This is a genomic window from Marinirhabdus gelatinilytica (assembly GCF_003353425.1).
In the GTDB taxonomy this organism is placed as follows: Bacteria; Bacteroidota; Bacteroidia; order Flavobacteriales; family Flavobacteriaceae; genus Marinirhabdus; species Marinirhabdus gelatinilytica.
In genome coordinates, this window is the sequence record NZ_QRAO01000003.1 from 131,366 (window position 1) to 144,906 (window position 13,541).

Below are 13,541 nucleotides of genomic sequence, written 5' to 3' on the forward strand. Positions count from 1 at the left end.
TTCGAATATCTAAAATTTTCTATTTAAAAAATAGACTTTATCGCTTCACTACCTTATAGCTAGTTGTTTTATTTATCGTAACAACATACAACCCACTCGCCCAAGTCGTAGTGTCTACTATTGTTGTAGCTAATGCATTGTCATACGTTTCAGCAAATACCCTCTTTCCCGTGCCGTCCACAACCGTGATGGCCTCGATGGAATCCTGGTTTGCCTGTATATTCAATGCAGCATTTGCAGGATTAGGATACACTGAAAATGTTTGCGCCGTAGTTTCAGGAACCGACAAAGTTCCCGAAGGCCTTACCAATAACATCCCCTCTGCCCTATCGCTAATAACGATGTTTCCACTTTCGAAATAGGGATAGACGCTCCATGAGCCATTGAAACCTGCAGCATCATCGGTTGGATAGCTATCGAAAAAACCAGCTTCTTCCATAGTACTGTTTTCAATTTCAGAAATATCCACTACTCGAAGTCCTGCGGCGTTGTTTGCCAGATAAAACAAATTGCCCTTTACATACCCGTTATGATCTGTAGCTCCAGTGGGGCCTTCGTATTCAAAATGGAACGATGGACTGTCCAGATCTTCAAAATCGAAAATGAGGGTTCTTGAGTTTCCGCCAATATTGATTTCGTCCAACTCATCGCCCAGCAAGAAAAACCGTTGGTCCTCAGTGAGCCAGCCTTGGTGGGTATAGTGTACGTTGTTATAGTCTATCGTAGAAATGGTGGTTACATTGTTTTTATCGGTAACATCTTCTATTACAATTTCGGTCTCATTGCTCCCAAAAAGAATTTCTCTTCCGGCATAATCGGTATCGGGACCGTTGTAAATAACAACTTGTGCGTCGTGACAGTAGTTATCCATTGCATATCCGCCAGCAGCCACAGGGTTCAACGGGTCCTGTATGTCCACAAAATGGGGGCCACCTCCAAATGTATCGGTCCCTACAGCATACGCAAAACCTGTTTCTTGATTGATCACGATGTTATGGGCGCTACCAAATTCATCATAATAAGCATCTTTAGTAAATGTAACGGGCGGATTTGGAACATTGCGAAGCTTGGTAAGATCGAACACCTGCATCCCGTGTCCCGTGTCTTCGCTAACTATGAATACAAAATTGTTATACGTCTTAGCATCGCGCCATGTAGTGTGCTCATTACTCTCACCAGGTAACTGTCCAAGATAGATGGGGTTTAAGGGGTCTGAAACATCAACAAACGCTGTAGCCTCGTTTAAACAGATAATGGCATACTCTTTCCCGTCCTGTGGATCTGTCCATCCCCAGGAATCGTTTGCCTTTACCGAACTGAACGTACTCAACGGAATTTGCGACAACAGATCCAAGTTATTACAATCAAACGGGCCTGCCGTACCACTTTCACAGGGCGTTTGTGAAATAGCACCAAATGTAAATAACAAGAGAATGATGGCGGAAAGTTTTTTCATGGTAGTACGTTTTCAGTAAAATTACGAACAAAAGTTTTTAAAGCAATGCGAAAGGTTGTTTAATAAAAAAGGAGCCTCAATGAGGCTCCTTTCAAAATTATCTATAATTGTGGTATTAGTCTTCAGAATAATATACTGAAGATGCACCGTTCAGGCTATTGTTTACCGTAGGCGCAATATTACCTCCCACATCTGCATCTACAAATGCCAGTATGCGTCCGCTACCATTGGCACGTTCGGCAATGTATACGGTATTCCCTTCTGCATCATAATCTACATTCACGGGGTTGCCCAAAAATGTATTAGACCCAGCTACACGTACTTGGTTTCCTGCAACGGCAAGTGTTCCGCCATTATCAACAGTACTGTATTTACTCTCAAAGTTTGAAATAATGTGGAAGCCACCATCACTATCGGACATGGCGTCTCCAATATCGGTAAGGATCATTGTTCCATCGTCGAACCCTATTCCGTGGGTTCTTACTATACCTTCAATAGTAACTCGCTTTGTAGGGGTAACGGGACCTGTAACATTAAAATTGGTCGTAAAGTTTTCAAATAAAGCTACATCGCTCGTTTTATCAACCACGGCATAAAGATCGTTACCAACAAATTCGATTCCCCATACGGCAAAATCGGTTGTTAGGACAGTGGTGAGTGTATAGGTATTATCAGATCTTGAATATACCCACAACCTATTGTCTACAGTAGCTTCGTCTCCATCTACATCCATATTGTCTGCAACTACATAAATATTACCTGAAACGGCAACATCTCTCGGGCTACCCAATTCAGTAGGACTTCCCGCTTCCAGCTCTAGCGCATCGCCATCGTCTGTACTATCCAGGTCGTCATAGGTTTCTAAATTTCCATTGCTTCTGTTTACAATCGTAATTTCATCGGCACTGGTGTCTACGTATATTCCTTCTGCATCGGTTGCATTTGTTAGGAGCGTTCTTATTTCTATATCTCCATCGTCTTCAAATTTGTAGGCAGTAACATTTCCAGAGGTATTACTGGTAGCATAAAGGTTTACGCTCAGGTCGTTTGCCGTAATGTCTCCGTCGTCGTCATCTGAACAAGCAAATAAGCCTAAGGAAACAAAAGCTGATAGTGTTAAAATTTTTAGTGTTTTCATAGTATTTCATTTTTGTTTGAATCATAGATAAGCCCCTTATCCCAAAGGACCATAAACACCTTGACGCATTAACCGAAATTTAACAGCATCTACACTCATTATCAAGAAGTTACAAAAATTAAGATTATCAGAACTTAACGCTTTGTTTGTATAATGATTTGTTAATTTACAGTATGGAATTAACTATAGGAAGCAACTTTGCCCACAACCCCATCATAAAATTTTCGAAGGATAGGCATATCCTTTTCAATATCTCCTGAAGGATGAAATGGGGGGTTTATGGTGACGGTTTTGGTACCATAATCAAAAGAAACAGGGATTATGGGTACTTGGGCTTTTACAGCTATAAAATAGAACCCTGTTTTCCAGTTCAGCACTTTTTTACGGGTACCCTCTGGTGCCAGGGCCAACCTGAATTCTTCTTTACCTTCAAAAACCTGTGCAATGGCTTCCACCTTGTTCTGTCCCGGGGTGCGGTCCAGTGATGCGCCTCCCATCCACTTAAAGTACCAGCCAAATGGTGGTTTGAACAGTTCGCGCTTTGCCACAAAGTGTATATTCAATTGCTGGATGCGGCGTACAAAAACACCGATATAGAAATCATGCCAACTGGTATGCGGCACAACGATTATAACAGATTTCTTGATAGATTCATCGAAGTTGCCCGCTATGTTCCAGCCTAAAACTTTATTGAATATAAATTTTGAAAGTCCCAAATAACGAGTTTACATTTTTAAGTAGAGTGCCCTCAATTTGTCCCTTGTCATAATAGCTTCCCAATCATCGCCCAAGGCATTTTCCCAAAGGGGTACCAAGCTCAATGCGATATCTATCATTTTCTCCATTTGGTCCTCGGTAAGGTTAGAACAAACATCCTGCGGAATGGTAATATCATGCAATTTCACCATTTCTTTAAAGAGCGCTACATCTTTAGGGTAGTACTCCTCCAAATGGTCAAAAACGATACAGTTGCCCACTCCGTGCTTTGTTCCCAAAACATAGGAGAGACCATAGCTCATTGCGTGTGCTACTCCTACCTGTGAGTATGCAATACTCATACCGCCGTGCCAAGAAGCCATCATTAATTTTGCCCTGGACTCTTCATCGGTCAAATTTTCGGTAAGGAAAATCTCTTTACAAAGGTCATAAGCTTTTTCACCATAACTCTCACTGAAAGCGTTCAGAAAAGTTCCGTTTAGGGATTCTACACAGTGGATAAAACAGTCCATCCCTGTATAAAACCATTGATCCTTGGGCACACCTTTAGTTAGGTCTGGATCCAGCACTACTTGATCGTAGGGTGTAAAATCGCTATTTAAGCCCAGTTTCTTCTCAGGGCCCGTTAAGATTGCAGTACGGGATACTTCGGCACCGGTACCGGAAATCGTTGGGATTCCCACGTGGTACACACCTTTGTTCTTTACCAAATCCCACCCTTGATAGTCGGATGCACTTCCTTTGTTGGTGAGCAATAAGGAAACTGCCTTTGCCAGGTCCAGTACACTACCTCCTCCAATGCCTATGATACCAGAGGGTTGATAGGTGAATTCGTTTTTAATATTTTTTACAATGGTATCAACTTGTTCGGTCTTGGGCTCTTCCATTGTTGAAACAAATAGGAGCTTATCGTTAAAACGTAGGTGTAACCTATTTAAAAATTCTTCATTTTTCTTGAAGACATCGTCCACAAGGTAGATGAAAGGAGCCTTATCCTTTCGTTTTGGAGCCAAGATGGAAGGCAACTGATCAAAACTTCCGCTACCAAAAATTACTTTTGGCACCATTGGGAAGTTTCGGTATTTGTTGTTCACCGTAACGTCTGAGCTTTCTTTCAACACCCTATTGGCTCTTACCAAATCTTCAGGAGTATCTATTTCTATTCCTTCGTTATTATTGATGGCCATCTTTATGTTCTTGCCATATTCCAAATAGCGGATGCACTCAATTTTCTCAGCAGCTTCCAACGCACGCATGGGCAGGTTGTAAAAGTCCATGAGCGCTTGTTTCCTAAAGGCATAGATACCCTTGTGCTTATAGTACTGTACTGAAATATTCTTGTCCCTTGGATACGGTATGGGCGAACGGGAAAAGTACTGGGCAAAGTTATCCTTATCCACAACTACCTTTACGGCGTTGGGGTCGCTCACTTCTTTCCAGTCGTAAATTTCGGTCATTAAGGAAGCGAGGTCTATCTTTTCTGCATCAGGTCCTTTGAATACTGCCAGCACCTGCTCCAAGCCTTTTTTGCTCGTGAAGGGCTCATCACCTTGAACGTTTACTATAATGTCCACATCCATATCTTCAACAGCTTCGGCTATACGGTCGCTCCCACAGTCGTGTTCTTTTTTGCTCATGATGGCATTGCCACCGTTGAGCTCGATCTCGTTATAGATAATCTCGCTATCGGTAACCACGTATACCTCGTCAAAGAGTTTCGTGGCCTTAGTGGCTTCGTAAGTTCTCACAATTACGGGCTTCCCCCCTAAATCCTGCATTAGCTTTCCAGGAAATCTGGTAGCTCCGTAGCGTGCAGGTATCATTGCAATAATTTTCAAATCTTGGTTTTTTTCTGTTGAAGTGAGCAAAAATAGAGAATTATGACTAGAAGATGCCCAAATTCCAAAAAGGTTTACACGGTTTCCTCAAAAAATTCGTTCTTAAACCCTATTAAATATAGCTTTTTCTTCGCTCTGGTCACAGCCGTGTACAACCATCGCAAATAATCTTTATCTACCCCATTGGGCAAGTACGGTTGCTCCACAAAAACAGTATCCCACTGTCCTCCCTGCGATTTGTGGCAGGTAATGGCATACGAGAACTTAACCTGTAGGGCATTGAAATATTTGTTCTTTTTTACCGCTAAGAACTTTTTGTACTTACTTTTTTCGGCTTCGTAATCCCTCATGACTTCTTGGTACAGCTGGTTGGATTCCTCATAGGTAAGTGAAGAGGTTTCTGAAGTTAACGTATCTAGAAGCAATACGGTCTCAAACGGTTTCATCTTTGGGTAATCTATCATCTGTATGGAAACTTCAGCAAAACGGAAACCATACAATTCCTTTATACTGAAGATTTCTAGCACCTTGATGATATCGCCATTTGCTATAAAACCAGCTTCCGAGGTTGGTTTTACCCAATGGTAGTTGTTCTTTACCACCATGAGGTAGTCCCCAGCTGAGAGCTCCTCCTCCTGAAAGAGGATACGGTTACGAATATTCTGGTTATAGAGGTTTGCCCTTTTGTTGGACCGAACAATAATCACCGAATCCTCATTGCCACCATCGTGGTAACAGTCGCTTATGGCATCCAAGAGCTCGTGCCCGTCCTGCGGCCTCACCACCTCTGGAAACTGTTCCTGTGCAAACTTGAAGCTTTCGTAAAACCCACTTTCCAGGACTTCCCGCAGTTTTGTTGCGTTGTATAGAATACCGCTATCGGCTCCCTGGCGCACTACTTCATCTAGTTCTATGGCGACTACGTCCTTGTTGTAATGGCTTTCCAGTGTTTGTTTTTCCAACGCAGGACTCAACGATAATTTTACAGGTGGCAACTGGGCGGTGTCACCTATTAGGAGCAGCTTGCAATTGGTACCGCTGTATACGTATTCCATGAGGTCGTCCAACAAGGAACCATTTTCAAACAATCTGGATTCTTGGGCTACATCGGGTATCATAGAAGCTTCATCTACTATAAAGAGGATATTTTTTCCTTTGTTTTTTTGAAGCGTGAACGAGACCCCGCCCCCGCTCTCACTTTTGGGTTGGTAAATCTTCTTATGTATTGTAAGTGCCTGTTTCCCTGAGTAATTACTTATCACCTTGGCCGCCCTTCCCGTAGGTGCAAGTAACGAGAAGGAAAGCTGTGCCTTCCAGATGTTTTTCACCAATGTTCCCACCAGGGTTGTTTTTCCCGTACCTGCGTACCCCTTTAACAAAAAGACTTCGTCTTTGTTTTTGCTCAAGACAAATTTTGAAAGTAGTTGAAGGGTAACTTCCTGTTTTGCAGTGGGCGTATGGGCAAAATCATGTTTCAGCAAACTATATAAACGGGAACTATCCATGAACAAAGGTGATTGAAAGGCTAAATATAGGTAGGTTTTTTTCCAATTTTCCAATACCAAATAAAAAAAAATTGTAGATTTGTGACAGACCAAAAAAGATTAACCTTTTAAACTAAATCCTCTTTTCTGATGAAAATTATACTTCAAATTGTGCTCTGGATCGCCATTATATTTTTAGGATGGAAACTTTATGGCTCCATTACGGGACCTATCCAGTTCAACAAGATCAAGGAAGCGCGCTATAAAAAAGTAATTGTAAACTTACAGGATATACAAGCCGCACAGCTTGCGCACCAAGAGATCACTGGTGATTTTACTGGAAGTTTCGATAGTTTGGTTCGTTTTATAGACACTGCAAAGTTCGCTATAACCCAAAGACGTGATACCAGCTATGCCGATGTGGAGAAAAACAAAGCTTTCGGGATTGATGAAGGATACTATATTGAAGAGATCATTACCGATACATTGGGCTATACTTCAGTAAAGGATTCATTGTACAATGGTACAGACCGTTACAAAAACATGATGAACATCCCTGTAGAAGGTGTAGACAAGGAGATTGAAATGCAAGCAGGTAAATTCTTGAAGAACGATGTAAATTATTCCGTTTTTGAAGCAAAAGTCTCTAAGAAGGTATTGCTTTCAGACCTTGATAAAGACCTTCTGGCCCAAGAGCTACAAGTGGTATCGGTAGATGGGGTGAACGGTGAGTTTATCAAAGTAGGTTCCATGGACGAAGTGAACACTAGTGGAAACTGGCCTAAAAACTTAGAAACTGCAAGAGACCAATAACATACAAAGCACTCATACAAGACTGTCCGTTCAAGTTACTTTGACCGGACTTTCTTTTTTGGCCACATCCCAAGGCCAGGGAGAAGCCCTCTATTTTTCGGAAAAAAAATTTCGTTCGCAATATACCCCAGAGGAAATCCTTCTTGAAATAAAGAAGGAGATCGAGAACGAAACAGCACTTAAAAACTGTAAGGAGGTCTCGGTCGTGTATGCCAATACAAGTTATACCCTTGTGCCCAATTCCCTTTTTGACGAAAAAAGACTGAGTGAATATCTTAAGTTCAACGCTAAGATACTATCTGGAGATTATCTCGCGTACGATACATTGACCTCCCAAGAGCTCAACATCGTGTACATTCCGCTTGTGAACGTGAACAACTATCTCTATGAAACGTTTGGGAGTTTTCAATACTATCACGCTGCTACGCTCCTACTTCAGCATATATTCGAAAAGGAAGCTACCCGCTTTGCAACGAGAGCTTACATACAAATGTTCCATGACCATTTCGATCTCGTGATACTTAAAGAGGGGGCATTGGTGCTGTGCAATTCGTATCCATTCAAGACACCCGAAGACCTTGCCTACTACGTTCTATTTGCCCTAGAACAATTACAGCTTATGCCAGATAGTATAGAAACTAAGATGTTAGGCGAAATTGAAGAGGATGATGCAAATTTTGCCATTCTTTACACCTACATACGTAATATTGAAATTTTAAGTACAGAAAATTCTGTCTCCATAAAAGAAGCAAAGCCCCACCAACATGTACTTCTTAAAACTGCTTTCTTATGAGAATAATTTCTGGCACGCATAAAGGGAAGCGCCTTATTGCGCCCAAAAATCTGCCGGTACGCCCCACGACTGATTTTGCCAAGGAAGCCCTTTTCAATATTTTGAACAACAGGTTATATTTCCAGGAGGTTCGATTGTTGGATTTGTTCGCAGGGACAGGGAACATTAGTTTCGAGTTTGCCTCAAGGGGCTGCGAGGATATTACTAGTGTAGATGCTCACTTTGGTTGTGTAAGATATATACAGAAGATCGCTGAGGAACTATCCTTTCCCATCACCCCTATAAAAAGTGATGTTTTTAAATATACCGAGCTTTCCCATCCTCCCTTCGATGTGGTTTTTGCAGATCCCCCCTATGATTTTGACCTTCAGCAACTCATAACGCTAACAGAGAATATCTTTCAGAATAATTTGCTAAAGCCTGAAGGAATACTTATTATTGAACATAGCAAACACATAGATTTGAGCGAAGTTTCTCGTTTTCAAGAGGATAGAAAATATGGCGGATCTGTGTTTAGTTTTTTTGCATAACTATAGAATATGAAATCCCCTTTCTCTTCAATGTTGGTAATGGAATATTTCCGTATCCATCCATATCTTGACTTTTTATCGTCTTTTGTAAGGAAGGGATTACAATTAAAGGAAACCCTCACCTAGCTCTTTAATACATGAAAACCCTATCCCCACGAAAAACCATTTCATTAAAGTTTGCCACCCTTTATATCTACGAAAACTATGCAGTATCTTCCATAAATGAAGGCGTTGTTTTCGATACGCAAGAACTGGAGCAATTTCAGGAGGTATTTGCCATATATTTTCCCAACAAACCATTTGGGCTCATTGCAGACAGGGAGAACGATTATACCGTAAACCCGGTATGCTATGCGGCTAACAACGAAATTAAAAACCTTGTAGGGATGGCAGTACTATGTTATACCGAAGCAAACTACGAAACTGCAAAATTCACAAAACCATTTTTCAACAAGCCGCTGGAAGGATTTTTCTCTTTTGAAGAATGTATTACTTGGATAAAGCACTTATTACCACAGTAATAAAGATTTTTTTAGTACCTTTTCAATATCCAAAAGGTACCTCATGAATTCCTCAAAAACCATAGACCTAGGATTTGCAACCTTTATAATCCACGAATTCTATACGGTGTCGACCATCGCCGAGGGCGTGACCATTGATGCCCAAAAACTTGAGCAGATATTCGAGCTTTTTACACAATACTATAAAGACAAGCCTTTTGTTTCAATTGCAAACCGAGTGCACGATTATACCTTGGATCCCAACTTATTGAGCCAAGAAAAACACCCAAGCATCGTGGCATTAGCAGTAGTTTGTGAGAATGAGGCCACTAAAGGTATTGCAGCCTTTGAAAAACAGTTTTATCACGGTACTTATGTGATTTTCGATAGCCTGGATGAAGCAAAGGAATGGGCCGTTACCCATCTAGAACAGTATTTAAAAAATGCAGGCCTATAAGCCGGATTCTGTATCCCGAAGTAACTTCGGGACCCTTATCATTTATCTGGCCCCGCTATTACTAACGGGGTCTATCTGCCTACCCTCCAGCACGGGCGGGTACCCTTAACGCTGGTATACGTGGCATTTCACCGCATAGAGTTTACCTGATTTCACTACAGCATTACCTGTACATCCTTTCTGTTGCACTGGTCCTCTCCCGCTGGTAGCGGGATGACGGCCGTTAGCCGCTATGCTTCCCTATGGTGTCCGGACTTTCCTCTCCCGCCTAAGCGGAAACGATAAGGCGGCCTGCAGCTGCAAAAGTAATTCAATGTTAATAAATAGCGCAAAAAGCATTGTTGAATTTTTCTGAAAGTTATCGGGCATACTTATATTTGTTCGAGCACTATGGAACATTTTATCGTATCGGCACGCAAGTACAGGCCCACCGTTTTTAAGGACGTTGTAGGGCAACAGGCCATTACCAATACGTTGGAAAACGCTATAGAGAACAACCATTTGGCACAAGCATTATTGTTTACAGGACCACGTGGCGTTGGAAAGACCACCTGTGCGCGTATCTTGGCAAAAAAAATAAACCAGGACGGTACCGAAAAAGAAGACGAGGATTTTGCCTTCAATATTTTTGAACTGGATGCCGCTTCCAATAATTCGGTGGACGACATTCGTAGCTTGATAGACCAAGTGCGTATCCCGCCACAGGTTGGAAAGTATAAGGTGTATATCATTGACGAGGTGCATATGCTATCCTCAGCCGCTTTCAATGCTTTTTTAAAGACCTTGGAAGAACCGCCCAAGCACGCTATTTTTATACTCGCCACTACCGAAAAGCACAAGATCATCCCTACCATTCTATCCCGTTGCCAGATTTTCGACTTTAGGAGGATTACGGTACAGGACATTAAAGGACATCTGGCCGAAGTAGCCAAAGCAGAAAACATACAGGCAGAGGACGATGCCCTACACGTTATCGCACAAAAGGCCGATGGTGCCTTGCGTGACGCACTATCCATTTTTGATAGAGTGGTAAGTTTTAGTGGGTCCAACCTTACCAGACAGGCCGTGACCGAAAACCTGAACGTGCTGGATTACACCTACTATTTCAGCATTACAGATCTATTACTGGAAAACAACATTCCAGAAGTTTTGGTGGCGTATAACGAGATACTTTCCAAAGGGTTCGATGGCCACCATTTTATTATGGGGCTTGCCTCACATTTCCGTGATTTGTTGGTGTGCAAGAACCAAGAGACCATCGCCTTGTTAGAAGTTGGAGAGCAAGTGAAGACCATGTATTTTCAGCAATCGCAAAAAGCTCCCCTTGCATTTTTAGTGGAAGCGATTGAACTTGCAAATAGCTGTGACCTAAAGTATAAAACCAGCCGAAACCAGCGCTTATTGGTAGAGCTGTGCTTGTTGCAATTGGCCTCGCTTACGGCCAAGGGCGAAAAAAAAAAGTCTAATCTAAAGGCCGAACGCTTTGTACTCCCTCCCTCCCACTTCAAGGATGTAGTTCCTGCTGAAAAGGAACAACCTAAAACCTCTATACTGGAAAAACAACCTGCCGCAACCCACACCGAAGTTGCTGAAGAAAACCTTGCACAGAACAAAAAGTACGAGGTTCGGGTTTCTGTTGATGAAGCTAAGGAAGAAGAAGCACCAAACTACGAGTCACAACCCGCAAAAGAGGAAACCCTAACTGAAGACACTAATGGTGGCTCAGAACCTTCTGAAACCAAACCTCCCAAGGACATCGCCGCTAAACGCCCTCAGATCTTGGCAGAACGTTCTGCAAAGAAAGTTTCGGCCTTATCGATAAAGAGCATAAAAAAGAAACAGGAACTGCAAAAGGAACTGGTGGCCAGCCAACCAGACCAAAAAAACCTGCCTACCGAAGATTTTACCGAAGAAGACCTCCTGGCCGCCTGGAACGAGTACAACCAAAAAATGAGCGACGAGGGAAATTATAACTTACATTCGCACCTCTCGATGGGGGTTCCCAAACTGGAAGGAACCTTGCTACACCTGGAATTCCCCAACAACACCATCAAGACCGAAGTAGAACGCGCACGTCACGGCCTATTGGGCTTTTTACGGGAACAACTGAACAATTATAACATAGACCTCTCCATTGAGGTAAACGAAGCCGAAGTAAAACGCTACGCCTACACCCCACGTGAGAAATACGAAAAACTGAAGGAGAAAAACCCGTTGATAGACAAGCTACGAAAGGAATTTGATCTGGAGATATAGCCTCCCCAACCCTCGAAGGGAGAAAAAATACTTATTGCATGAAAGAAGATAACACCATTAAAATGCTTGGTCTTAAGTTGCCCACTGATCCCCGTTGGGTGAATATTGTGGAAAAGAATATAGAGGAAATCCTTACCGACCATGCCTACTGCGAACAAAAAGCGGCCTCTACGGCAATCTCGCTCATTGTTTCCTTCCCAGAATATACCGAGCTGGTACAAGAGATGGTCGCACTGGTAAAGGAAGAGATAAGCCACTTTAAAATGGTACACGATAAAATTCTGGAACGGGGTTGGGCAATGGGCCGCGACCGCAAGGATGAGTACGTCATCGCCATTACCAAATTCTTCCCCAAAGGAGGCAGCCGTACCACACAATTGGTGCACAGGCTTTTGTACGCAGCGCTAATAGAAGCTAGAAGTTGTGAACGTTTTAGGCTCTTGAGCGAACAATTGGAGGATAAAGAACTCGCCACCTTTTACCGAAACCTTATGGTAAGCGAAGCCAACCACTACACTATGTTCCTGGGCTTTGCCAGACAATATGGCGACCGTACCGAAGTGGATAAAAAATGGCAGGAATTACTGGATTTTGAAGCACAGGTGATGCAAGACTTGGGGAAGCGGGAGACGATTCATGGGTAATTACAAGTCCACCTCCAGCTCCTTCGCCTTACGCTCGTTATAAAGGCTTTTTACAATACCATCGGCCAGCCCTATTTTGGGGACAAAGATATTTTTGGCCTTGCACCACTTCATCGCAGAGAGGTAAATACGGGTGGCGGGGATGATTACGTCGGCACGGTCCGGGTTCATCTGCATATCGAAGATGCGTTCGTGGTAGGTCATCTCCTTTATCTTTTCGTAATAATTGGCCATAAAGAAATAGCTCAGCGGTTTGCCCAATTTCTTTCCGCTGTATTTAAAGATGCTGTTTATGTTTCCGCCGGAACCTATCACGTTTATCTTTTCGTACTGCTGGGTATTTTCCTTAATCCAGTCGCGCACCTCGTCCCACATAGACTCCCGTACCATATCGTTAAGAATACGTACGGTTCCTAGCTTAAAGGAACGGCTGGTAACGCTCTTTCCGTTGGCGTATACGGTAAACTCGGTACTTCCGCCCCCCACATCTACGTACAGGAATACCTTGTTCTCCTCAATGAGATCCTTGAGATCTGTGGAGGCAATGATGGCGGCCTCGTCGGTACCATCGATAATTTGTATGTTAATGCCAGTTTTTTCAAGGATATTACCGGCAATCGCCTCTCCATTCTTGGCTTCCCGCATGGCGCTGGTGGCACAGGCGCGGTATTCTACAACATTATGGTTTTTCATGAGCAGTCCAAAGGCAGTCATGGCCTCTACCATACGCAGGTAGTTTTTTTCTGAAATCTTTTCTTCCAAAAATACATCGGCCCCTAACCTAATAGGTACACGCACCAATGAGGTCTTCTTAAAAAGCGGGGCTGCACCCTCTTTCTCAAATACGGTTGCAATGAGCAATCGTATGGCGTTGGAACCTATATCTATAGCGGCGTATTTATTTATTTGCAGCAA

At 42.7% G+C, this 13,541-nt stretch carries 12 protein-coding genes, 1 other RNA gene and 1 pseudogene; 6 read left to right on the forward strand and 8 right to left on the reverse strand.

What is annotated here, in order from left to right:
- Positions 1-37: 37 nt before the first annotated feature.
- The 6 genes and pseudogenes from C8D94_RS09620 to C8D94_RS09640 form a co-directional block, all read right to left on the reverse strand.
- A complete protein-coding gene (locus tag C8D94_RS09620; protein ID WP_115123738.1) occupies positions 38-1,456 on the reverse strand; it encodes a choice-of-anchor B family protein in 1,419 nt (472 codons plus the stop codon).
- Between the two features lie 115 nt (positions 1,457-1,571).
- Positions 1,572-2,594 (reverse strand): hypothetical protein, encoded by a 1,023-nt coding sequence (locus tag C8D94_RS09625; RefSeq protein ID WP_115123739.1) that lies wholly within the window; start codon positions 2,592-2,594, stop codon positions 1,572-1,574.
- A 179-nt stretch (positions 2,595-2,773) separates the two neighbouring features.
- Complete coding sequence (locus C8D94_RS09630; protein ID WP_115123740.1) at positions 2,774-3,310, reverse strand: 1-acyl-sn-glycerol-3-phosphate acyltransferase; 537 nt, start codon at positions 3,308-3,310, stop codon at positions 2,774-2,776.
- Between the two features lie 9 nt (positions 3,311-3,319).
- Positions 3,320-4,378 (reverse strand): iron-containing alcohol dehydrogenase family protein, encoded by a 1,059-nt coding sequence (locus C8D94_RS15465; RefSeq protein WP_245946290.1) that lies wholly within the window; start codon positions 4,376-4,378, stop codon positions 3,320-3,322.
- Between the two features lie 45 nt (positions 4,379-4,423).
- Positions 4,424-5,134: pseudogene (gene kdsB, locus C8D94_RS15470) on the reverse strand (3-deoxy-manno-octulosonate cytidylyltransferase); the annotation flags it as partial.
- Positions 5,135-5,223: 89 nt separating this feature from the next.
- Positions 5,224-6,654: an ATP-dependent DNA helicase gene (locus C8D94_RS09640; RefSeq protein ID WP_115124033.1), complete on the reverse strand. Its 1,431-nt coding sequence runs from the start codon at positions 6,652-6,654 to the stop codon at positions 5,224-5,226.
- A gap of 129 nt (positions 6,655-6,783) precedes the next feature.
- On the opposite strand from C8D94_RS09640, the gene C8D94_RS09645 reads away from it, so the two are divergent.
- From C8D94_RS09645 to C8D94_RS09660, 4 genes are all read left to right on the forward strand, one after another.
- The gene (locus C8D94_RS09645) at positions 6,784-7,446 is read left to right on the forward strand and encodes a hypothetical protein (protein ID WP_115123741.1); all 663 of its coding nucleotides are present in this window, start codon (positions 6,784-6,786) and stop codon (positions 7,444-7,446) included.
- 40 nt (positions 7,447-7,486) lie between these two features.
- Positions 7,487-8,239, forward strand: a complete 753-nt coding sequence (locus C8D94_RS09650; RefSeq protein ID WP_245946264.1) for a DUF3822 family protein — start codon at positions 7,487-7,489, stop codon at positions 8,237-8,239.
- Positions 8,236-8,769 carry an RsmD family RNA methyltransferase gene (locus C8D94_RS09655; protein WP_115123743.1) on the forward strand — a complete coding sequence of 178 codons (534 nt, stop codon included), beginning with the start codon at positions 8,236-8,238 and terminating at the stop codon, positions 8,767-8,769. Before C8D94_RS09650 ends, C8D94_RS09655 begins: the two co-directional genes overlap by 4 nt.
- Before the next feature lie 137 nt (positions 8,770-8,906).
- Complete coding sequence (locus C8D94_RS09660; protein ID WP_115123744.1) at positions 8,907-9,290, forward strand: hypothetical protein; 384 nt, start codon at positions 8,907-8,909, stop codon at positions 9,288-9,290.
- A 417-nt stretch (positions 9,291-9,707) separates the two neighbouring features.
- Here C8D94_RS09660 and rnpB read toward each other — a convergent pair.
- An RNA gene (rnpB, locus tag C8D94_RS09665) (RNase P RNA component class A) lies at positions 9,708-10,024 on the reverse strand.
- Positions 10,025-10,116: 92 nt separating this feature from the next.
- On the opposite strand from rnpB, the gene C8D94_RS09670 reads away from it, so the two are divergent.
- Both C8D94_RS09670 and miaE read left to right on the forward strand, forming a co-directional pair.
- The gene (locus C8D94_RS09670; protein WP_115123745.1) at positions 10,117-11,982 is read left to right on the forward strand and encodes a DNA polymerase III subunit gamma/tau; all 1,866 of its coding nucleotides are present in this window, start codon (positions 10,117-10,119) and stop codon (positions 11,980-11,982) included.
- A 62-nt stretch (positions 11,983-12,044) separates the two neighbouring features.
- Positions 12,045-12,626 (forward strand): tRNA-(ms[2]io[6]A)-hydroxylase, encoded by a 582-nt coding sequence (gene miaE / locus C8D94_RS09675; RefSeq protein WP_115124034.1) that lies wholly within the window; start codon positions 12,045-12,047, stop codon positions 12,624-12,626.
- Here miaE and C8D94_RS09680 read toward each other — a convergent pair whose 3' ends face one another.
- Positions 12,627-13,541, reverse strand: coding sequence for a Ppx/GppA phosphatase family protein (locus C8D94_RS09680; RefSeq protein ID WP_115123746.1), 915 nt, complete (start codon positions 13,539-13,541; stop codon positions 12,627-12,629).